The following is a 23182-nucleotide window of genomic DNA, read 5'->3' as shown; positions in this document are numbered from 1 at the left end:
CAATAAGTACATTTGAGAATGTCATACACAAATAATTTAAGAAGTAGAGAATATTATGAAGAATGTAGTTATTGCCGAATATCTTACTAATATGGTTGATTCACAATATACCATTGTGCATAAAGAAATTAATATTGCGGAAATTGCGCAAAAGGTAATAGATTCAGTAAGACGTTTCAATGTTGAAACTGATATCCTGATTAATTTCCAAAATGAGCAGAAGCTGCCGCCGCTGGTTAAGGCCGTTTATTGTCCGCGCTTTGCTCGTTATCCCCAGGCCAAATTGATGTTTGGCAAGTGGGAGATTGTTTACGAGTATCTGCTCAAAAATAGTGATATCGATAAAGTGGCGCTGGTTGATCTGGATAATGTAGAGATGCTGAATTATCCCTTTGCAGATATTGAGGACAATATTTTGTATATTGGCGACGAATTTAATGATCTCAATAATTCAGTTATCACTAGCAAGCAGGATCAGCCGGATTACCTGATTGATTTTAATAATCGCAATAAATACTTGCAGCTGTTGAATTCGGGCGTGCTTGCCGGCACGCGGGAAACACTGCTGGAATTCTTAGGTATTTTTATCAAGCTGTATACCGATGACACTGTTCAAAAGTATTTGGATCAGGGAAATATTCGCTTTGCGGGCTTTGAAGTGGCACTGGTTAATTACATCGCCTATAACTACTTTAATAACCGCTTGTGTCATGGGCGCAAAGTAACAACCAAATTTATGTATAATGATACGGCCGTAAAATCCTGGTTTAAATTTAAATAAGCAGAGGTGAGAATGATGACTGAGGAAGAGATGTTGGCGCTTTGCGCTGACCATGATTTTATTTATAAAACCGGTAAAGAAAAAATGATGATTTGCATGGGAGACAATAGCGACGCTATTTTAATCATCAGGCTTAACCGTGATCATACCTTGGGTTTTCCGTCAAATATCGGTTTTTATCCGGAAGAGCGGTGCTGGCACTGGGATGAAAAAAATCAGAATCTGCTTTTTACCGATGCAACAGATAAGAATATTGTGGCCAAATATGCCGCTCCTGTGGTTGAGGAAGGAAAATATTTGGTTTTGCGGAATTTGACCAAAGCCGATACCTGGTATGTCAGCTACATGGCATTCAACATGGAAAATCAGGTTCAGGTTCGGGCAAATTTGAGCAAGCAGTCGATCCTGATGGCGAGCGGCATGCACACGGATGATGAGCAGGTCCAGGTAGATGCTTATGTGATTTATAAACAGGCCGAAGTTGTCTGGCTTGAAGCCCAAACCGATTGGCAGCTAATCAATGCTGCCTGGCAGAAAATTGTACAGGATAGTGAACTGCAACGAACATGCGTTGTTCTGCATGGTCTGCCCAGTATAACGGAAGACGTTTTCCCAGCCAAATTAAAGTTAGAATTTGGTGATGAAACTGGTCTTCAATTAATTGCTGGTCCGCGTCGGAATGTTCTTTCGGTTTTGTCGCAGCTGCTAATCGAACATAACCGGGAAATTTTATCGGTTGAAGAGTGCCTGCCGCCTGCCAAACTGATTCAGGACATTTACGTTGATGGCAGACGATAAAAAACTGACGGCGCACTTTTTTTTCCGGCCACAGAATATGAGCTATGTTTATTTATATGGTGCTCAGGTCAGCTTCGCTGGTGAAGATCTTTTGTATAAAAATGCAATTGTTTCGCCGGGGAAAGCACTTGTTTCCTGGCTGTACTATCCGGTTGTGAGCGGTGAGCATATTTCAAGTCTATCCTTACCTAAATTGTTGTTTACAGTTGATTACCAGTTTAAGCTTGAGAGTGAGGAAGAGCCTAAAGGCTCTCTTGCCTTAGCTTTGACAACGTATGATGACAGGCACCAACAATTGGGTTACAAAATCTTTCCGGCAAAAGATGGTACTTTTCATCTTCCGCGGCAGACTGCTAGTTATCAGTTTGACTTAGTTAGTTTAAATAATCAGAAAATGCGCTTTAAAGTTTGCTTACTGGCCGAAGCGCCGATTCTCGACCATTACACTTTTGTGGTCGAAAATATTGCCGGAATTCGCATTATTAAGGTTTGCTTTGCTGCACGGAAAAGTAACCGTCTGAATGTTCATCTTCAAAATTATACGTCAACGATTCAAACAGTTAGTTTTACCGCACAAGAAGATCATTTGTTTATTTTCATTCCGGTCCAATATACCGGTGAAGGTAAATTTAGTACTGAACAATTAACGGCGCTGGCAAGATATTTGAATTCTTTTCGCAGAAATGGAATTATTTTGCAGATTGATAATAGTTATATAGCAACCGAATTGCTTGGAGCATTACGGCATGATATTGGTAAAAATAAGTAATAGAGGATAAAATGGATTTTTTTGTTAATCAAGCGATGGGCATGGGAAATTCTGGAATTGAACATGCCGAATTTTATCGTGCTAAAAGTTTTGCGCGAGCCCAAATTCCCTATCGGTTTGTTTTTCTGGGTATGGTGCCGGAATTGCATGAAGCAATGACCAAGTGGCGCTTGAAAAGCCAAAATGTCATTAATATGTGGGAATATTTTGTCTGGGGCGATGATTATTTAAAAAAAGGTTTGACCAAAACTTTCCCTGCGAAAAAAGTGCGCTCTTTAGTCGACAGCACCAATACCGTGCGGATGAACGAGCAGTACGCCTCTTCCGGCTTGCGGATTGTCAATCACTTTGTTAAAGGCAAAAATAAGCAAAAGCCGGAAAGCAAACTTTTAATGGTTAGAGCATACCGTACGCAGATTTTTAACAGCCAAACAGGTGAGCTCAAGGTTGCCTTCGAGACGCTTGACAATGCACATGAACAGGCGCGAATGCAAAATATCCATCTGTACTCGGAGCACGGAGAGCACCTGTATTTTGCCAATATTGTTCGGTTATACCACTATTTTTTTTGCCAGCTGGATCGTTTCTTTGGCAGCAACAGCAATTTTTACATTGACCGTGGCGATTGGGCCGATGAGGCGTTAATGTACGACGAGATTCCGAACGCGAAGATTATCTATCTGATCCATGCTGATCATTTGGCTGACCGGGTGGACCCGAAAAAGCCGTTTTGGAATAATTATTATGAATACCTGCTGGATCATTTGAACAAGGTTGATCGGGTAGTCGTTTCCACCGAGCAGCAGCGTCAGGATTTGCTGATCGATTTCCCCAAAGAAGGAGACAAGATCTGGGCTATTCCTGTTGGCGGGATCAGTGACCGCAGCAAAGTGATTAAGGACCGGCAGCCGGACGGCTTGCGCTTTATCACGGCCTCGCGCCTGGCCAAGGAAAAGCATATTGACGTTGCGGTTAGGGCTGTGGCCCAGCTGCATGATGCGGGTTATAAGATTAGTTTTGATATTTATGGTCAAGGCGAAGAAAAGAAGCATTTGGAGCAAATGATCAAGGACTATCATGCTGAAGATTATATCCGTTTGCGCGGCTTATCGCAGCATTTGGAAAAAGTATATCCGAAATATGATGCCTTTATCTCAACTTCGTTTTCTGAAGGTTTCGGTTTAACTTACATTGAGGCACTAAATGCCGCTTTGCCGGTGGTGACGTTTAATGCCCGCTTTGGGGCAACCCAATTGATTCGTGACGGTGAAAATGGCTTTGTGCAGGAATTAAAGCGTGAGGATGACGATTTCAACGTTGCCCAAATTAAAGAAGGAATTGTTCGTCTGTTTAATGCGGATTACGTTCAGATGCGGCGGAATACACAGGTCGGCATTGATGAGTATCGTGACAGCGCAATTGCCAAGAAGTGGAGGAAACTGGTTGATGGATTACGAACTAGTTAATGAAACTGTTAATTTAAATCCGGATGTTTTTAAGGCGGTCAAAACGCGGCTGCAGAAAAACCATGGCCAGCTTCTTTGTTTGACGTCGATGCCGAACATGCGCAATTTTTTGCAGGCGAACGACATTGAGGGTACCACACTGATTGACCACATTACGGGCCGGACTTATGACCCGGCAAGCTACCGCTACTTTAATGAAGTCAATATTCCTGCGATGGATTATGTGCAGATGCAAAAGGACGGCAGCATTTTTGTTGATGATCAGGGGATTTTCATTGCCCGTGAATATCTTTTCCCTAATACTAGGCGAGCAACGCAGGATATTCGCTATCTGAATCCCGATGGCAGCCTTGACTATGTTGAAGAGTATGTTTCTGACGGCAAAGTCTACAGTCATCTGTATTATTCAGACGGTCAGCTGCAAGAGATCGAATTTGTCAACATGGAAGGCCAACCGGTCATTAGGTATTTTTATTATGACGGCGCACTTAATTTTGTCACGGTTGAGAACCCGGCAACGCATGAAGTAACCAATAGATATAATAATTTGGTTGATTTTTACGTTGATCAGATTAGTAAAATGATGCGTCCGCAAGATACCGTCAGTATTAATTATCTCGGGGTTGACTTGTTCGCCCTGCGGGATGCTAAATCGACCAATAAATATTATTTAGCAGAAGATCCCGTTGATGACACGGGCAAGCTTCGTGGCAATTTGGACGGTATTTTGGCAAACCGGATTCCGTACGTTGCGGAAGTTCATGTTACTAAGCCGGCTTACGAAAAATTAAAGGGTTTTGATGTACCCTTGGATAAAGTGAGGGTCAGCGAATGACTTTTAAAAAAGTATTGATGACAGATTCGCTCACAAAGAAAATTTGTGAAGATTTGGCGCGGGAAAAAGAACAGTTGCTGCCAGCCGAAGAAAATCACAGGAGTAAAACGGAATGGCTGATAATTTCGCTGAGCGGAGTGTTTACTCTGATTATCATCATCGGAATGATTCTTCCGTTTCTTAAGTTAAAATGATGAAGTAAAATGCACATCAAAAATCATCTTTATTGGTGCAAAACCGCTGAGATTATTAAATTAACAGATAAATATAAAAAATTAAGCGATGATAAATTGCGTGCTAAAACTGCAGAATTTCGGCGGCGTCTGCGGCAGGGCGTTTCCCTTAATTCCTTACTCGTGGAAGCTTATGCCGTTGTGTGTGTGGCGGATTCGCGGGTTATTGGCCTCACACCCTATCCCGTGCAAATTTTTGGGGCCGTAGCGATGCAGTATCATAATGTAATTGAAATGAAAACAGGCGAGGGCAAAACCCTGACTGCTACCATGCCAATGTATCTGCACGGGCTCACGGGCAAGGGCAACTTTTTGATCACCGCCAATCTGTATTTGGCGAAACGCGATGCACTCAATGTGGGACGTGTTTATCGCTGGCTGGGCCTAAAGATCGGTTATAATTTTTCACAGGAAAGTAAAGAAGAGCGTGATAATGCCGGTAAGACGAAGAAAGGGCTCTATGCCAATGACATTGTTTATACTGATGGGGGAACTTTTGGCTTTGATTATTTAACCAATAATCTAGTCAGTTCAGTCAATAAGCAGTATATGCCGCCATTTCGCTTTGCTCTGATTGATGAGGTGGATTCAGTGCTGCTGGATTTAGCAACAACGCCGCTGGTGATCTCTGGGCGGCCGGAGGGAAAATCCAATTATCCGGGCCTAGCTGATAAGTTTGTCAAAATTTGCCAAGAAGATGTTGATTTTGCCCTGAATTCTAATCGCAAAAAAGTTTGGTTCCTGCATGAAGGCATTCTGCACGCTAATGAATTTTTTGGTGTCCGCGATATTCTCGATAAAAAATATGCGGATTTATACGGCCACCTGGTGTTTGCACTGCAGGCCAGCCAGTTATATCAACGGGACCGCGATTATTTGCTTGAAAAAAATAAATTGGTCCTTATTGACACCAATAGCGGGCGTAAACTGCTCGGAATGGAGATGTCAGCCGGCATCCACCAGGCCATCGAAACCAAGGAGGGACTGGAGACAAGCCAAAAAGTTCAGGTAATCGCCACGATTACTTACCAAAACTTGTTCCGTCTCTTTCCCCAACTGGCAGGAATGACCGGAACCGCGATGGGTGACAAGCGCGAATTGATGCGGGTTTATAATCTAAATGTAGTTGCCGTTCCGACCAACCGGCCGAATATCCGCCGCGATGAGCCTGACCGGGTTTTTTATACGGCGAAGGCAAAATTATATGCCTCCCTTGAGGTGGTTAAGAAAAATTATCGCCGCAAGCGGCCAGTTTTGATCGAAACCGGCTCGCTTACCTTGTCAAACCTGTATTCGGAAATGCTGCTGCAGGAACATATTCCCCATAACCTGCTTAACGCACGCTCGACAGCACAGGAGGCGGAAATGATCAAGATTGCCGGTCAGTCGGGGATGGTGACCGTTTCTACTTCACTTGCTGGCCGCGGTGCCGACATTATCTTGTCGGATAGAGCCAGAAGAGCAGGCGGATTGCTGGTCATTGGAACAGAAAAAATGTCGCTTAAGCGGATTGATGACCAGCTGCGCGGCCGGGCCGGCCGTCAGGGAGATCCGGGCTCAACCGTCTTTTTTACCTCTTTGCAGGATAATCTGGTGCGGCAGTTTCCTTCAAGAAAGATCAAGCACACCCTTGCGCGTCATGCCAAGGATCGCAGGCAGGAAATCGGCAGAGGCCGGCGGCGCTACCAACGGCTTTTTGCCCGTCTGCAAAATAATATCAAGTATCATGAACAGAGCACCCGTTTCATGGTGTTGGAATACGGTGAGATTGCCCGCCTGCAGCGGGAGGCTGTCTACCGTGTGCGCGGTGAAGTCATGCAGATGAACCAGGAACTGGAGCAGGTTGTGCTTCACAGCATCAAGAAGGCAATTATCACGTTTGTTTCTGACAACCGGATGAGTGCTGCGACGGTGAATGAATACATTTGCGATAATATTACGCCTGATTATGTGAATAAAAAGACCAGGTTATCGTCGGCTGCGGCCAATATCCGTTTCTTAAATAAAATTGCCATGCAGGCATTCAAAGAGAAAAAACGGCAAATTGTTAATGAAGATGCCTGGCAGTATTACCAGCGCTTAACGATTGTGAAGGCAATTGACGATGCTTGGGTCGATCAGGTTGACAATCTGGAGACATTGCGCATAGTTACCGCCCAGCGTGCAACGGGACAGAGCAATCCATTATTTGAATACCAAAAAGAGGCCCTGGCAAGTTTTGACCGTATGAAGGCCGATATTTCTCGGCAAATCATGCGCAATGTTCTCTGTTCGGAAGTGACCGGCAATAATGTTAAAGGAATGCAAATCTATTTTGTTTAGGGAAAGGAATTGGCTGCGGTGAAGGCAAATTTTTTACAAAAACGAATGCTGTGGACAGTGCTGCTCCTAATGGTCTATCTTTTCGGGCAGTTTCTGCTGATTCCATTTGTTAGGCCCAAAGCCGCTATGGGCTACCTGAAAGGCAACCCGTTGATTAGTGTGCTGGGAATGTATACGGGCGCGCAAACTAGCCGGCCGTCACTGTTCATGCTGGGTATCGGTCCCTATATGACCGCTAACATTGTCTTGCAGGCGGTCAATTCGCTGGATCTAAAAAGCCTAAGGCAAGTATCAAGTTATTTTTGGGGCGTGGTGACCAATTTTTGCAGTTTGCTTGTTGCAATTTTACAGGCATTTTTTTACACTTATAATTTTCGTGGTGCCCTTTTGCCCGTCTATTTCAAAGGGGCTAACATCAGTTTTATGCTGACACTGCTGCTGCTGGTGAGTGGGGGCATGGCCTCAGTTTTTATTGCCAACTTAGTTTCTGAATACGGGGTTGGCGGCTCCTCTGTCTTGATGGTGCCTCAGCTGATCATTTCGCTGCCGGCGCTGTTGATTCGGGGCTGGGGTAATAATAAATTTGAATTCACTTGGCTTAATATTATTTTTCTGGTGTTGGCAGTTATCGTCACCTTGACGGCTGGGCTTGCCTTGGTGCAGGCCGAAGAGCGGATTCCGATGAGTGATCCCCAGCTTGACAATGTTTATGCTAAATTATATTTTCCCTTGAAATTATTGATGGCGGGGGCGATGCCGTTTATGTTTTCAACCTCGCTCTTTATCTTTTTGCCGCTGCTGCTGGTGAAAAGTTCGTTTGGCTGGAAAAAACAGCTTCTGCCGTTGTTGGCAATTAATCAGCCGATTGGCATCCTGCTCTACATTATTACCATTATTTCTTTAAACTTTGTTTTTGGGCTGATTATGCTTCAGCCGAGTGTGCGGGCAAGGGAACTAAAAGAAAACGGCAGTTATTTTTATAATATCATTCCGGGAACTGCCACGGAAAAATTTATTATGAATAAATTTGTGCGCCTGACTTGGCTCAGCAGCTTTTTCCTGATTTTGCTGAGTGTTTGGCCGCTTTTGTTAGGACTCTGGCATCCAGACCTAGCCAACTTGACCCCCTTTATTGGTAATTTGTTTATTTTATTGACCATTGTTTATATGATTGTGCAGCAGTTTCGTACGCTGCACAGTGAACAAAGATACGTGATTAATTTAAAGTAATCGTTGAGTTGATTTGAGGTAGAAGCGATAATAAAATGTTGACACTAATTCCTGACATGCGCTTGAGCAATAATTTTTATCATCAAAATACACTGTTGAATCTGGCAGAATATTTTCGCGAAGCAGGCGTTGCTACCCAGCTGCTGATTACCACGGAAGAGGCGGATAAATACTATGATCAGCTTGCCCGCAGCGGGCAAACGGCAGTCTATCTTTTTGACGAAATTTTAGCTGTTAATTCAAGCGGTTCTGCTCTAACTGTTGCCGATTTGCATATTCCTGATAAATATGTTGTTGAAGAAATTATCTACTTTAACGGGATTGGCTTGCAGATATACGATGGTGAAAAATATGTGATGGACGTGCTGCTGGATCCAAATGGACAAGTCACCCATGTCAGCTATTTTCGCAGTGCAGGAAAGATTGTTGATGATTATGATTTGCGGGGCTTTCGCAGGAGCCGCAGCTTTTTTAATCAAGAAGGTGCTGTGATTAAAAAGCAGTGGTTCAATCCTGCTGGTGACCTGGTCATGACGCTGAAAGATTATCGGGTGACGATTGCCTCAAGCCAGAGCTTTCGCTTTAAGCAAAAGAAGTATGGTAGTTTAGCCGAGGTGATCAGTGAATTTGCCCTGCGTCATTTAGCAGACAAGGGCAAGGCGATTGCTGAACCAAGCTCAGAGACATTGGCGCTGCGGCATTTTTTGCTGCAGACGCAATTTTATTATTACTTTACTGAGCAACAGCAATTATTAAATAATGATTTTAGTTCAATCATGGGCCAGGATTATTATTTGTTTCAAAATGAAACGCAGAAAAATCTTTTTCTTGAAAAAAGCAGGGAATGCGGCATAAGATTTATGCCGATTTGTCACGTGATTAAGCCATACTTCGCTGAATTTGCCTTGGGTACGAGCATGGAATTTGAACAGAGAACGATTTACTGGCATGTGGGTCAGGTTAGTGATGCCGCACTAAAAAGTATTTTTAGCCAGTTGATGAAGCTGCTGGGAGAAAATCCCAATTATAATCTGTTTGCCGATGCTGCTGGCGAGCAGGCAAAATACCTGCAAACACGCAAGCGTAAATTTCTGGGAAAATATCAGCAAAAACTGGAACAGCCGGATAAGGATGACCAGCAGCAAGTAGACGTGATTAAGCGTTTTTCTTGTAAAGAGCAGCTAAATTATGAACAAGAAGCTGTTTTGCTCAAAAAAGCTTACCTCTTCTTAGATACTGCTGTTTATTCTGATTATAATTTGCAGTTGGAAGCCGTCAAGACCGGTATTCCTCAGATCGTGCGGCAGGGCAATGGCCTGGTTAAAGTCGGTGAGAATGGCTTTTTGCTTGAAAAAGATGCCCATTTAGATAAATTGCTGCTGCCGTTTTTGACGGATTTGTCCAAATGGAATTCGGCCGTAGTAGAAAATGTTAGGTTGATTGAACAGCTTTCACCAGGGAAGATTATAGATAAATGGAAGGCGGTAGTTCTCAATGAATAAAAAACGGTGCCTGTTTCATAGCGGAAAAAAAGCATTGGAGCTATCCGATAAGGCATTAACTGACTGCACTTACCTGTGGGCTGAGCCGGCTAATCTTGCCAGCCACCACTTGGCGCCTGTTTTTAAAGACAAGGTCTTTAATTTCGATTATAGTTTTGAATATTTTGTTCTTGACCAGACTTCGCCTTGGCTGACCCAGCCGCAGCTGCTGCGGCAGCTGCCTGCCCACCGCATCTTGTATACCGATGATGCAGTGGTGACGGACGAAATCCAGGAAATTTTGGATTTTCGCGGTGCTGTTAAGATCAAACTGGGAAATTTGTTGATGGAGATTAACCATTATTTTTATCCGATTAACAATGGTGGTCTCCGCGGTAAAATTCTTTCGTTGGAAATTCCTTCAGAAATGCAAAATAACATTTCCTATTTTGGCAATAATTATATTGATGTGACATGTTCCTTTGATAATTGGCATTATTTAGGCAGGCTGACATACAGTGTCTTTGTGCCCCACGATTTTGTCACAGAAATTGCACTTGAGTTTAAGGAATTTGAGCAAGCGGAGCTAAAGATTGAGGTTTGTTGCTTTTCTGTTAACGACACGCACAAGCTGCTTGCCAAGTATTCGAAGAGTGGTGCAGATTTGCGGGCAAGTCATGGCAAGATTGAGGTCACGGGACTAGCAGACGGCTATTATTACAGTGTGCGTTATTATGTAAGAGGAACTGGTCATGTGCACTTGGGAACAATGCACCAGCGCAGTTCGCGCGGCAAATATGGCTTGATTGAACTGGGCGGCCAGTCACTGATTGACCAAAATTATCTTGGCGGTGAGATTGCTTACCTGTTTAATCCCGGCAATATGAAACCACCCTTGACCGTTTACTTTGGCGGTTACCATACAGCCGAAGCGATTGAAGGTACGGGAATATTGCATAAAAAGGGTGTACCCTACCTGCTGCTTTCCGATTTGCGGGTTGAAGGCGGCTGTTTCTATCTTGGTGATCAGGAATTGGAAGACAAGATAAAAGGGCTGATTAAGGATTGCCTGGCTAAGCTGCACTTCACGGTGAAAGATTTGGTATTGTCGGGGATGTCGATGGGTACCTATGCAGCAATGTTTTACGGTGCCCAGCTCAATCCTGGGGCAATCGTGATTGCCAAAATCCTGCTGAATTTGGGCACAATTGCTGAAAATCTTCGAATTAACCGGCCAGATGACTTTCACTGTGCTAGTGATATGGTCATGATGCTCATGGGTGACAACAAGCTAGCTTCTTGTCAAAAGTTGGACCAAATGTTGTGGGATACCTTAAACCAAGGCGATTTTAGCAATACTTCCTTTATGCTTGGTTACATGAAAAATGATGATTATGATCAGCTGGCATATTCGCAGCTGATGGCTTTTTTACAAAAAAACTATTCGCACCAGCATGTGGTCTCAAAAGGTTATTCCGGCAGGCATAACGATGACACTGAAGCGATTGCCGGTTGGTTTACGCGACAGTTATACAGCGTGCTGAAGAAAAAATACGGGCAAAAATTTTAGAATTAAAACGGCTTTCCAAAGAAACGGGAAGCCGTTTTTGTTCAGTAAAGACCCTATGGATCTTGTTTGACAGGATATTATTTTGCTTGAAATGCAAAAAGAGGACAGCTAAAACTATCTTCCCTAATATCTGTTAATCAACTATACTCTTTTGATTTTTCTTTTAAATTTTTGATAATAAAAAAGTCATAAAGATCAAATTGCTAATTATTTACCCTGATAATAGAAGGGTGGGTCTTTGATGGCTTTAATTAATTCTTGATATGTATACTAATCAGTCGCTACTTATGCCTTAACCCTCTTTTTACTGTAAAAGTAATTGATTACGGCAATGATTGCTAGGCAAAAGTCCCCGCATGCACAAATTACCATGATGTTACGCGGCGAAGCTGACCCCATAAGCTGATTAATCCCATTAACGATTTTAGGGGAGAGAACAGTTCCAATATTCAGGGCAATCATCAAGATCGACTGTCCCATAGTTGCCGTATCAGAATCGGTTAGTAGCGCCATCCAGTTATAGATAAACGGCATGCAGAAGCTGTTGCCGATACCGATACAGATCAGGGCAAAAAGCAGAAACAGAATATTAGTTGCTCGTGAAGTTAAAAAGTAACCGATAGTAATAATTGTAAAACCAATTGGAAAAACAATCCGGCCAACATGCTTCATCATGTAACCAAATAGGGAAGCTGTTGCCATTGTAGCTAACTGAATGACGCCCGCAACTATGCCCGCGGTGCTCGCGGTTCCCAGATTTTCTTGAATAATTAACCGCGGCAGGGTGAAATTGATCGGCATGTAAAAAATTAGTGTGGCCAACATGAAAAAGCAGACCAGAGCCATTTCGCCGGTAAATTTAAACTTGGTTTTGTTTTTTTGCTGTGAATGCTTTTTTTCAACTTTTTCTGGTTCGTCAATGGTAACAAAGACACTGAATAAAATTATAGGGACAATCGGAATTAAGTAAACAAGAAATGCCTGGTGCCAGCCCATTGACACTAAGCTGCTGACAGTAAATGAACCTAAAGCACTGCCTAAAGTCTGTGTTGTATTTTGATAGCCCATCATGTGTGCCATCGTGTTTTTGTCCGTATGATAAAGTTGGACGATTAAACTGGTACATAGGGGCATGAAAATACCGAACGCTAATCCGACTAAAATTCTGGCGGCCAGGATAACTTTGTAGGAATTACTAAAGAAAGGAATGATTCCTAAAACAATAATTCCGGTGAGGCCTGTCAAAATGATTTTCTTCTGGCCAAAAACACGAATTAAAAAAGGACAAAACAAAATGCCGAAAATTTTTGCCAGATTGGGAATGGTTGACAGGGTGTCAATCTGTGCCTTGGAGACACCCGGGAAGTGCATTAGTGGCAGCGCGGGTGAAATTGTGGGTGCAAGCATTACTGCTAATGAAATTGATAAAACAGAAATCTTAAAGATAATACTTTTATGTGAAATGTTTTTCATAATAGTTCTCCGAAGTTAGTGTTCTTAGTGTGTTGCGATGTATTTTTGTGCCGCTGCTGCCGCAATAGCACCGTCGCTGGCAGAAGTTAATACTTGGCTGAGATAACGCTTGCGGGTGTCGCCGATTGCAAAGATTCCGTCATCACCAGTACTCATATCTTCCTTAGTGTGGATGTACCCTTGACTGTCAAGTTCAACAAGATCTTTAACAATTGCAGTTGCTGGCATCATACCGAGGAAGAAGAAAACACCATCGCAAGGGAGATCAGCAACTTGGTTATTTGTGAGATTCTTAATTTTTATTCCTTCAACGTTCATCTCGCCATAAATGCTTTCGATTGCAGTATTCCAGATAAAATGCATTTTTGGCTCTTTTTCAGCGCGTTCCTGATTGGCCTTGCTGCAGGTCAGGCTGCCTTCAGGTTTGTTGACAATAACATCGACTTCACTTGCAAACTTGCAAATTAAGAGTCCCTCATTAATGGCTTCGTTATTGTCACCAACAACTACCACTTTTTGATCTTGGTAAAAGTCCGCGTCACAAGTAGCACAGTAAGATACACCCATCCCAGTAAATTCTTTTTCTCCCGGGATTCCTAATACACGTGGTGTCATTCCAGTGGCAATGATTAGGGTTTTAGCACGGTAATCAACTTTTCGTGTATGCACAATTTTTAAGTTGCCTTGAATTTCAATTGATTTAGGTGATTGCATTTTAATAATGGCACCGAATTTTTCAGCATGTGCTCGCATCTTAGCAATCAAATCCTTACCTGAAGATTCTAAAATTCCGGGGTAAGTGGTGATCTTGGTAATCTGGTTAGCCCGACCACCAACCTCATCTTTTTCTAGAATTATAGTTTTAAGACCGTAGCGGGCGCTAAACAGTCCAGCTGATAAGCCAGCAGGGCCGGCACCTAAAATAATTACATCACAATCTTCCATGATATTTTCTCCTTAATAAATAATAAATACTAAAAAATAAAATATTTCACTGTTACGTTAAGGATATAACTTTTGAAATATTCTTATACCATATGTATTTTTTATATAACATAAGTTTTTGATATGAGATAAATCTCTTACTTATGTATTAAAATTTAATTGTGAAGAAAATAATAATATTGAAAGGAAGAATCAAATTATGAAGACGATTAATGCTGAGTATTTTGATGAAGTCGTTGAAGACGACGGTCAAAAATGCTTGATTTTGTTTTCACGCAAGACTTGTCCGGTGTGTCAAAAGGTACATCCTAAGATTGAAGACCTAGATGACGAGTTCCCGAATATTCCGTTTTACAACGTTGATGTCGAGGAGAGTCCGGGTCTGCAGGCTAAACTGCGTTTGAAGGGAGTGCCCCATGTCATTTTGTTTGATGACGGTAAACCGGTTAAACGACTGAGCGGCAATCATGATGAAGATGAATATGCTGATATGCTTTCTTAATTAGTAAAGGAGAAAATGATGGGAATAAGTGTTTATCCAACAGGAACGGTTAGGTACAATCCAGATAAAACATGGAGCGGCTATACATTGTTCAATGCGTCAGACGTTGGGGCAGTTTTAATTGATATGTCAGGTAAGGTTGTCCATGAGTGGAAAGATTTTCAGGGTTTCCCGAATAAAATGGTTCCGGGCGGCAAAATTTTTGGTTCATTGCGTTGCCGCGATCGTTATGCTGCGTACCAAGATTATGCCGACCTAACTGAAGTAGATTTTGATGGTAAAACTATTTGGAGTTTTAATCATAATCAAGAAGTTACTGATGAAGACGTAGGCAAAGGTTGGGTTGCCCGCCAGCACCACGATTACCAAATAGAGGGTAATCCGGTGGGGTACTATGTACCAGGCCAAGAATCAAAAGATAATTTCAATAAGGTTTTGCTATTAACACATAATAATGTGAAAAAAGCGAAGATTTCACCGCAGTCGTTGCTGGAAGACGTTCTGCTTGAAGTTGACCGCTCGGGCAAAGAATTGTGGTCATGGCACATCATGGATCATTTCCGTGAATTTCATTTAGACAATATTGCAAAAAATGCCATGTTCCGTGATCCAAATACTCAGCAAAGCGGTAAGGATGGTGAAGGAGATATTTTCCACGTTAATTGTGCCAGCTACTTGGGACCAAATCATTGGTATGATGAAGGCGATGAGCGCTTTAATCCGAATAACATCATTATGGATTCGCGTGAAGCAAATATTATGTGGATTGTTGACCATGAAAGCGGTAAAATAGTTTGGCAAATAGGGCCTGATTATACAACAACCCTTGCCTTGCGAATGCTTGGACCACTGGTTGGGATGCACCATTCTCATATGATTCCTAAAGGCTTGCCGGGTGCAGGCAATATCATGGTCTTTAATAATGGTGGCTGGGCCGGCTATGGTTTGCCTGACCAAACTTCAAAGACGGGAATGAAGACCGCGAGAGTCGATACCTCAAAAGTGATTGAATTTAATCCAATTACGTTAGAAGTTGTCTGGTCATTTGGTACCGCTGATTTTGACAGTAAAACGCCATTTCATGAGCACCACTTCTATTCACCACTGGTTAGTGATGCACAACGTTTGCCAAATGGTAATACCTTAATCGACGAAGGGACCGAAGGACGTTTCTTGGAAGTTACGAAAGATAAAGAAGTTGTTTGGGAATATATTTATCCACATGTTGATGATTACTTGGTTTATCGTGCTTATCGTGTTCCTTACGAGTGGGTTCCGCAGCTTACTAAAGAAGAACCGAAAGCAATCACGCCGCCGGCAATTGCCGATTTCCAAGTACCGGGCGCTGAAAATCCTAACTTTAAGGATGATGTGACCGTTTCGGTTCCGGGTACTGCTGGTTATGGTAAAGGTTCAGCTTTTTGTGTTGATAAACTTTAATTAGTAATAGGGGTTAAGCCAATGAAGCTCGTCCAATTACAATACTTTCTCAAAGTTGCTGAATGTCACTCAATTTCTAAAGCCAGCTGTGAATTGTTTGTTTCTCAGCCGGCCTTAAGTGAATCAATTAAGGCATTTGAAACTGAAATGGGTTTGCAAATTTTTGAACGTACACGTAAGGGCGTAAAGCTGACAGAAAAGGGTAAAAAAGTTTACAGCATTGTTCAGAAAGTTCAACGTGATGTGGATGAGTTGCAGCGGTTCGCAATTAATAATGAAGATGTCAGGGCAATTGATTTAGCAGTTGTCCCGATGGTTTCAGGAACAATTTTTCTGGAAATCATTAATAAGATTTACCAACAATTTCCAAAATTGGAAATTTCTCCAGAAGAGCTACGGCCGCGGGAATTATTAGAACGCTTACGCGATGGCAAGGTCGATATTGCTTTATGCAGCAAGCGTAAAGATGATGCAGCTTTGTTCGATACGATTGTTACAGAAATGCACCTGCAGCATAAGAAGCTGCTAGATATTCCTTTACGGGTTTATGCGGCAAAGGATAGTCCACTAGCAAGCAAGGCAGTTATTGGTAAAGAAGATGTCAAAGGTTTAACTTGTTTTGTTCTTAATGGCTATAAAAATTGGGCAGAGCATAAACAACAATATGTGTTATCAAGTCGGGATATTATTTTTAACGCGGTTGCACATAATCGCGGATATACAGTAATGCCGGAAATGGCATCAATTGGGAATAATTATTTTGTTTCTGGTCAAATTTGTATAATTCCTTTAAAAGAAGAAGAAACTGTTCCTCTTGAGCTGATCTATCCTGCTAAGAATAATGTCACAAGTTTAGATAAAAAAATTTGTTCAGTCATTGAACAATCTATTCTTGATAGCTATTAAAATTCAATATGATGAGGGGATCTAATTCTAAGTTTTATTGGGTTAGATCCTTCTTTTTGCAGTTTTACAATTAATATAATCATAACTTTTGACTATTTTGAAAAACAAAAAATTTTCTAATTTTAGCATTTTAAGTGAGGAAGGTAATTATGAACGAACAAAAAAGAGAGGTTAAACTTATGAACGAAGGGAAACGTCCGCCGCTATCAAGTTACCGCTGGGTAATTCTTGGTATTATTGCGTTGATGGACATGATCAGCAATTATGTCCAATTTCAAATATCTGCCTTAGCTACCCAAATTATGCCAGCACTACATATTTCACAGGCGCAATTTTCTAGTTTATTAATGGCACCAATGCTGGTTGCTGTATTTTTAAGCATTCCTAGTGGGATGTTGGCAGATAAATTTGGTGCTAAACGCGTTGTGACCGTCGGCTGCATCGTTTCAGTAATTGGTGCTTATGGCCGGCTGGTTGCCCACAATTTTATCAGTATGATGTTAATGCTGATGCTGTTTGGCATTTATATGGCACTTCTTAACGCCAATACAATTAAAATTTTTAGTACATGGTTTAAACAGGATACCAATATTGCAATGGGCATCTTTTTTGCTTCAGCTAGTGTAGGAATTACGTTGTCTCAGTTGACGAGTTCGTTGTTTGCCAGTGTTAATGCCGCTTATCTTTTTTCTTCAACTGTCTTGTTAGTTCTAACGGTTTTGTGGATTATTTTTGTTAAAGATACACCGAAAGGTGAAGTTGTTCCTAAAGGCGAACCTGTTACTAAATATTTGAAAATTGTTGTCAAAAGCAAAAAAACTTGGCTTGTTGGTATCTCTGGAGGAATTGGTTCGGCGGCAACGATGTCATTTACCGGTATTTTGCCGCAAGCCTTGATTAATGGTAAGGCAATTGCCGTTGCGTCGGCAGGAGCGATTGCTTCTGTTGCAACAATAGGAAGTTTGATTGGCTCACTAGTTGCACCCGCTGTTACCCATAAGTTAAATAGAGCAAAACCGTTTATGGTGTTGACGAGAATTGTTGCTGCCATTTCTATCTTCATTACTTGGTTTATGCCAGCGGGCGGTTTGATGGTGACTAACCTAGTAATCGGCGGCTTATTTGGTGCTGCTAATGGGCCGTTGATGCAGGGTATGGTTGCGGAGTTTCCAGAAATTGGTTCTAAATATGCTGGCAGTGCTGGCGGCTTAGTCGGCACAGTTCAATTATTATTGTCATATGTAGTTACAGTTGCTATTTCAGCGATTGCGGGACAAAATTACCTTATTACTTTTGCCATTCAGGCAATACTAACGGCTAGCACGATGGTCTTTATTCTGCTTTTACCGGATGCTAATCATGTACAGTGATCTTAGCAATTGAAAAATAAATATGTATAAAGCGGTCTATTATTTTAGAACGCTTTTTTTGAAGTTGGAGCTAAATAATCTAGCAAGTTATATATAAGTGGTTTTCTAGTAAGTATGATAATGATAAACTAGTAATTAAGGGAAGTGGCTGAAAATGAACTTTACGCAACTACGTTGTTTTATTAGTGCAATTGATAATTCAAGTTTTACGATTGCTGCTGAGCGGCTGAATTTTTCGCAGTCGGCCGTTTCTAAAAATATTAAGGACCTAGAAAACACGATTGGTGTGCCGTTGATTAACCGCGCGCACCACCGCATCTCACTGACCAATGCCGGCAGATATTTTTATAAAGTTGCACGCAATGTTGTTGATGATATGGATTACACGATTGCCTATTTGCAGAGTAAAAAAGGTAAAACCGATAATTTGGTAAAAATCGGCTTTTGTAACACGCCATTAGAACAAAAAATCATGCCGCTTTTTCTTGATAATCTGAAGAAGGCGGACAGCAGATTAGACGTGCAGCTCGTTTTTGCCTTGAATAATTCCATTTCCGAACTGCTGAACCACCATATTGATCTGTGCTTCATTGCCCGTGATAGTGTTGATTCCGTTGCCGATATTGAATTTGAGCCGATAATTCCCGGCCGCTTTGTGATTGCCTGTCCCCAAGGGTCACCATTAGCGCAAAAAACAATGATTAGCATGAATGATTTAAAGGGACAGGACCTATTTATGATTGATCCCAACGGTTCGTTAAGTTTTCAGGCCAAGTTCCAAAACTTTTTGATTCCGGAACTAGGCATTGAAAAAATCAAATTTGTTCAGGATTTCTTTGCCATGGGTATTTATGTGAAGGCAGGCTGGGGTGTTGGCTTATTGCCGAATTTCATTGCTGATTACCAAACACCGGGAATTATCCACGTGCCCTTTGATTATGGGGAGATTCCCCCGTATGGCATTGCCCACATGGCCTTGACCGACAGTCAAATTGAGATTGCACCGATTATTAGTGCTTATAAAAAAGCCGTTACAAGTTTTACGGGAAATAAGGACTGTTAATAACGATAAAAAGTAAAAAGCGCAGTAGATCAATTTTTATGATCTGCTGCCTTTTTATTCTATAAAAATAAAATATAACTTACTATTCGCCCTAATATCATATTTGTAACTTAATTCTTTTAAATCACAGCCACAGTTTTCTATAGATTATAAATTTTAATTTTGTCCTATTAAGATAATTTAGTCATGATAAAACTTCGAAGCTAATTACTTTACTTTCAAGGTTCAGATTAGTTTTTTTAAAAAGTAATTTTGTTTATTTGAAATTTTTAAGATAGCGATAAATTGTTGGCTCTGAAATACCTAAAATTTTTGCTACCGTTGAAACAGCTCCTTTCATAGAAAAAACACCATTTTGATAAAGTTTACCGATAATTTCTTGCTTTTTCTCAGGACTAATGATTATGTCAGAATTGATTAAATTAGGATTGATTACAGAGTAAATAATATCTTCAATTGAATTGGATAAAGATTCTGAAGAAGGTTTATCATCTTTATTATTTAATAAATTAGGTATATCTAAAGAATTTAACAAATCTACTATGGCACGTTTTATGTTGGAGATACTATGATTAATACATAATAGTCCTTCTAAATTTCCTAATTTATCTTTTATAAAGAAAGTTGCACCAACGATATCATTATTAGTTTTAGTAGTTGTTAAATATTTAACCTTATAATTATATTTCTCATACTCTTTATTTTTAATCATTTTTAAGGCCAAATTCGTTAAAGGTGAATCAAAATTTCGTCCACTAATATTACTGTTTACTAAAGCGATAACATGTGCGTTCTCTCCATTTTTATCAACTGCATGAATAATTATTTCATAGTCTTTTCCTAAAGCTGCGCCAAGAAATTCAGCTAAATCTTTTAAAAATATTTTCTTATATTGGTCCATTACAATAGCTCCTTATATTTATTTTACGCGTTGACTTGATAAAAAACAATTACGTTAAGAATATTATTAATCATATTGACAATAAATTATTATCGTGATAAATTATATTTGCAATTGCAATATAGCGCTTACAACAAAAGCATGCATATTAAAAAAGAAGGGAATTTTATGGCAGCATTTGAAAATGTTCGAAGTGTGGATAACCTGATTATTGTCTCAGGCCAACTTCCTATCGATGAACAAGGAAAGACTGATAAAGCAGGTTCATACCATAATCAAGCTTTAGAATCTTTAAGAGAAATTGAAAAAGTAGCTTTAAAAGAGGGACTTAATAAAAACAATATAGTAAAAACCACCTTATTTTTAACTGATATAAACAAGTTATCTGAAGTTAATGATGCATACAATGAATTTTTTGATGAAAGAAAACCGGCTCGTAGTGCTTTACAGGTTGTTGCATTGGCACAAGGAGTCAGTGTAGAAATTGATGCAATATTAAAGAAAGATTGAGGTACTAATTAAATGAAATATAATTTTGAAACTTGTATTTCGCGTAAGGGAAAGGGCTCATATAAATGGGATGAGATGAGTCAGCAAAATCCGAATTTACCTGATGACGTTTCACCTTTATCAGTAGCGGATATGGAATTTAGTGTAGCACCAGAAATACTCGATGGATTAAAACAAAGATTGGAAGATAATCCAATTTTAGGTTATGAAGTTCCAACTAATGATTATTATGATGCAGTAATAGGATGGATGAAAAAAATTCATAATTGGCAAATAAAAAAAGAGTGGATAGTTCCGAATGGTTCTGTAGTTCCGGCTCTTGTTACATCAATCAAAGCTTTTACAAAGCCTGAAGACAGTATTCTAATAATGACGCCTGTTTACTATCCTTTCTATGATGTAATTAATTATACGCATAGGAAGATTATTACTAGCCCATTAAAATTTAACGGCGAAAAATATACAATAGATTTTACTGATCTTGCGGCAAAAGCATCTGATATTAATGTTAAAATGTTAATTTTATGTAGCCCACACAATCCTGTAGGAAGAGTATGGACTAAGGAAGAACTCAAAAAAATAGCTAATATTTGTTTAACAAATAAAGTTTTAGTTTTGTCTGATGAAATTCATAGTGATTTGTTAATGCCTGGAAGTATACATACACCGTATGCTACTATTTCTGAAAATGCTGCGGATAACTCGGTTATATGTACAGCACCAAGTAAAACATTCAATACAGCAGGCATGCAGGCTGCTAATATTATTATAAAAAATCCATATTTACGAAATCTGTTCGAAGATCAACAACGCCGAAAGGGCGATAGTGGTATGCCAGTAAATTTGATGGGATTACAAACTGTACAGCTTGCTTATTCTAAAGGTGAACCTTGGTATCATGAAATGCTTAAAGTGATAGATAGTAATAGACAATACTTAGAAGACTATATTGGAAATAATATACCTGAAATTAAAGTTTTACCAATGGAAGGAACATATTTACAATGGTGGGATTGTACAGGCCTAGGCTTTAGTGATTATCAAACACTAAATAAATTTATGAAGCAAAAAGCATTTCTCTTTTTTGATGATGGTTACATGTTTGGTGAAGCAGGTTCACAATTTGAGCGAATTAATATCGCATGTCCGCAAGCTACGTTACAAAAAGCTATGGAACGATTGACAAAAGCAGTTAAAAAATTGAGAAACTAGAGTTATATCAGGAGAAAAGGCGATGAATGAATCAAGATCGGAGAAGAATTATAAAGGTTGGGCTTTTATTCCGTTACTTATATTTTTAATTTTATATGTTGGAATTGGAATTTTTTTTACAATTAAGGGCGCTGAAAATCCGTTCGATATGATGCCTCGATGTGTGGCTGCCGCCGCTGCAATTGGATTTGCATTGCTTTGTTATGACCGCAAAACGGCAACAGATAAAAAAATAACTATTTATACCAAAGGAGCCGGTAGAGAAGGTGTAATGACCTTAGCTCTGATTGTTTTATTAGCAGGTGGTTTTCAGGCTGCTGCTGAAAAAATTGGTGCCCAATCAGCTATTGTAAATATGGGAATAAATTATATTCCACAACATTTTTTAGTACCGGGTATTTTTATTATAGCTGTAATTATTTCTACATGTACTGGTACATCTTTAGGAACTCAAGTAACTGTTATTCCAGTTGCAGTTGCATTAGCAAATAGTGCACATTTAAATGTTGCAATGGCTGGTGCTGCAGCAATTGCAGGAGCATATTTTGGTGACTCTACTTCTTTCATTTCAAGTACTTTAATTTGCGCAGTTAGTGAAGTAAATGCAAAAATTAAAAATGTTGTAAAATATGATATTTTAACGGTAATGCCAGCTTTTATTCTAACGATAATTTTATATGCATTAGTTAGTGGGAATGGTTCTACTATTGAAACTATACATAGAGGATATAATTTACTCAACATTTTACCATATGCGATAATTATTGTAGCTTCAATAATTGGATTAAGTGTAGTTTATACGTTAATGCTGGGAATTATTTCGACTGGAGTAATTGGAATCATAAACGGAAATATTTCATTTTTTGAATTAACTAAATCTGTAGGTTCTGGTATGGAAAAAATGTATTTTTTAGTAGTATTCTCTTGCCTTATTTCTGGCTTAATTCAATTGATTGAATATTATGGCGGTATTGATTGGCTTGTGAATACAATGCAAAGTAAAGTTAAAACCTCTAAAGGTTGTGAGTATCTGATAACTTTTTTGACTGCTTTTATTTCAGGTTCTACATTAAACAATACAGTAGCTGTTATTATTACTGCTCCAATTGCAGATCGATTACGTAAAATTTATTATATCTCTTCTACAAGAGTAGCCAGTTTGTTAACTGTGTTGGCAAGTGCAATATTATCGTTAATTCCATATGATAGCAGTGTATTGTTAGCAGGACAATATGGAAATGTTTCATATTTAGATTTAATGAAATATTCATATTATCCTGTACTTGTTATAGTAGTAGTTATTGTGATGATCCAATTTGGAATAGGAAATAAAAAATCTGATAGCAAATGAATAGTATTAAGTAAATTAAAAAAA

21 protein-coding genes are annotated in these 23182 nt (G+C 39.9%); 18 read left to right on the top strand and 3 right to left on the bottom strand.

What is annotated here, in order from left to right:
* Positions 1 to 55: 55 nt before the first annotated feature.
* Genes PT285_RS09735 through asp2 form a run of 10 tightly spaced genes read left to right on the top strand, consistent with a single transcriptional unit; the run spans position 56 to position 11485 of the window.
* A complete protein-coding gene (locus tag PT285_RS09735; RefSeq protein ID WP_277150103.1) occupies positions 56 to 781 on the top strand; it encodes a hypothetical protein in 726 nt (241 codons plus the stop codon).
* A gap of 12 nt (positions 782 to 793) precedes the next feature.
* Positions 794 to 1579 (top strand): hypothetical protein, encoded by a 786-nt coding sequence (locus PT285_RS09730; protein WP_277150101.1) that lies wholly within the window; start codon positions 794 to 796, stop codon positions 1577 to 1579.
* A complete protein-coding gene (locus PT285_RS09725) occupies positions 1566 to 2348 on the top strand; it encodes an accessory Sec system protein Asp3 (RefSeq protein ID WP_277150099.1) in 783 nt (260 codons plus the stop codon). Before PT285_RS09730 ends, PT285_RS09725 begins: the two co-directional genes overlap by 14 nt.
* 11 nt (positions 2349 to 2359) lie before the next feature.
* Positions 2360 to 3814, top strand: a complete 1455-nt coding sequence (locus tag PT285_RS09720) for a glycosyltransferase (protein ID WP_277150097.1) — start codon at positions 2360 to 2362, stop codon at positions 3812 to 3814.
* Positions 3795 to 4649, top strand: coding sequence for a hypothetical protein (locus PT285_RS09715; protein ID WP_277150095.1), 855 nt, complete (start codon positions 3795 to 3797; stop codon positions 4647 to 4649). Before PT285_RS09720 ends, PT285_RS09715 begins: the two co-directional genes overlap by 20 nt.
* Positions 4646 to 4843: a hypothetical protein gene (locus PT285_RS09710; protein ID WP_277150093.1), complete on the top strand. Its 198-nt coding sequence runs from the start codon at positions 4646 to 4648 to the stop codon at positions 4841 to 4843. The genes PT285_RS09715 and PT285_RS09710 overlap by 4 nt, the downstream gene beginning before the upstream one ends.
* 9 nt (positions 4844 to 4852) lie before the next feature.
* Positions 4853 to 7204 carry a preprotein translocase subunit SecA gene (secA, locus tag PT285_RS09705; protein WP_277150091.1) on the top strand — a complete coding sequence of 784 codons (2352 nt, stop codon included), beginning with the start codon at positions 4853 to 4855 and terminating at the stop codon, positions 7202 to 7204.
* 18 nt (positions 7205 to 7222) lie between these two features.
* On the top strand, positions 7223 to 8434 hold the full coding sequence (locus PT285_RS09700; RefSeq protein WP_277150089.1) for a hypothetical protein: 1212 nt from the start codon (positions 7223 to 7225) through the stop codon (positions 8432 to 8434).
* Positions 8435 to 8469: 35 nt separating this feature from the next.
* Positions 8470 to 9936, top strand: a complete 1467-nt coding sequence (asp1, locus tag PT285_RS09695; RefSeq protein WP_277150087.1) for an accessory Sec system glycosyltransferase Asp1 — start codon at positions 8470 to 8472, stop codon at positions 9934 to 9936.
* A complete protein-coding gene (gene asp2 / locus PT285_RS09690) occupies positions 9929 to 11485 on the top strand; it encodes an accessory Sec system protein Asp2 (RefSeq protein WP_277150085.1) in 1557 nt (518 codons plus the stop codon). Before asp1 ends, asp2 begins: the two co-directional genes overlap by 8 nt.
* A gap of 285 nt (positions 11486 to 11770) precedes the next feature.
* Here the strand turns inward: asp2 and PT285_RS09685 are convergent, their stop codons facing one another.
* Together PT285_RS09685 and PT285_RS09680 are read right to left on the bottom strand one after the other, a co-directional pair.
* Positions 11771 to 12958, bottom strand: coding sequence for an MFS transporter (locus PT285_RS09685; RefSeq protein WP_277150083.1), 1188 nt, complete (start codon positions 12956 to 12958; stop codon positions 11771 to 11773).
* Between the two features lie 24 nt (positions 12959 to 12982).
* Entirely contained in the window at positions 12983 to 13903 is a 921-nt protein-coding gene (locus tag PT285_RS09680; RefSeq protein ID WP_277150081.1) for an NAD(P)/FAD-dependent oxidoreductase, read from the bottom strand.
* Between the two features lie 199 nt (positions 13904 to 14102).
* Between PT285_RS09680 and PT285_RS09675 the strand changes: the two genes are divergently transcribed.
* From PT285_RS09675 to PT285_RS09655, 5 genes are all read left to right on the top strand, one after another.
* On the top strand, positions 14103 to 14405 hold the full coding sequence (locus PT285_RS09675; RefSeq protein WP_277150080.1) for a co-chaperone YbbN: 303 nt from the start codon (positions 14103 to 14105) through the stop codon (positions 14403 to 14405).
* A gap of 15 nt (positions 14406 to 14420) precedes the next feature.
* Complete coding sequence (locus PT285_RS09670; protein ID WP_277150078.1) at positions 14421 to 15845, top strand: aryl-sulfate sulfotransferase; 1425 nt, start codon at positions 14421 to 14423, stop codon at positions 15843 to 15845.
* A gap of 21 nt (positions 15846 to 15866) precedes the next feature.
* Complete coding sequence (locus PT285_RS09665; protein WP_277150076.1) at positions 15867 to 16751, top strand: LysR family transcriptional regulator; 885 nt, start codon at positions 15867 to 15869, stop codon at positions 16749 to 16751.
* Between the two features lie 149 nt (positions 16752 to 16900).
* Positions 16901 to 18121 (top strand): nitrate/nitrite transporter, encoded by a 1221-nt coding sequence (locus PT285_RS09660; RefSeq protein WP_277150074.1) that lies wholly within the window; start codon positions 16901 to 16903, stop codon positions 18119 to 18121.
* 154 nt (positions 18122 to 18275) lie between these two features.
* Complete coding sequence (locus PT285_RS09655) at positions 18276 to 19184, top strand: LysR family transcriptional regulator (RefSeq protein ID WP_277150072.1); 909 nt, start codon at positions 18276 to 18278, stop codon at positions 19182 to 19184.
* 256 nt (positions 19185 to 19440) lie between these two features.
* On the opposite strand, the gene PT285_RS09650 is transcribed toward PT285_RS09655, so the two are convergent.
* Complete coding sequence (locus PT285_RS09650; RefSeq protein ID WP_277150070.1) at positions 19441 to 20085, bottom strand: transcriptional regulator; 645 nt, start codon at positions 20083 to 20085, stop codon at positions 19441 to 19443.
* Positions 20086 to 20253: 168 nt separating this feature from the next.
* On the opposite strand from PT285_RS09650, the gene PT285_RS09645 reads away from it, so the two are divergent.
* Genes PT285_RS09645 through PT285_RS09635 form a run of 3 tightly spaced genes read left to right on the top strand, consistent with a single transcriptional unit; the run spans position 20254 to position 23158 of the window.
* Positions 20254 to 20595 carry a Rid family hydrolase gene (locus PT285_RS09645; RefSeq protein WP_277150069.1) on the top strand — a complete coding sequence of 114 codons (342 nt, stop codon included), beginning with the start codon at positions 20254 to 20256 and terminating at the stop codon, positions 20593 to 20595.
* A 12-nt stretch (positions 20596 to 20607) separates the two neighbouring features.
* Positions 20608 to 21807 carry a MalY/PatB family protein gene (locus tag PT285_RS09640; protein WP_277150067.1) on the top strand — a complete coding sequence of 400 codons (1200 nt, stop codon included), beginning with the start codon at positions 20608 to 20610 and terminating at the stop codon, positions 21805 to 21807.
* Between the two features lie 22 nt (positions 21808 to 21829).
* A complete protein-coding gene (locus PT285_RS09635; RefSeq protein ID WP_277150065.1) occupies positions 21830 to 23158 on the top strand; it encodes a Na+/H+ antiporter NhaC family protein in 1329 nt (442 codons plus the stop codon).
* The last annotated feature ends 24 nt before the right edge of the window (positions 23159 to 23182 follow it).

This window comes from Lactobacillus sp. ESL0791, from assembly GCF_029433255.1.
In the GTDB taxonomy this organism is placed as follows: Bacteria; Bacillota; Bacilli; order Lactobacillales; family Lactobacillaceae; genus Lactobacillus.
The sequence above is the reverse complement of the archived record's forward strand: the minus strand, read 5'-3'. Positions and strand labels throughout refer to the sequence as shown.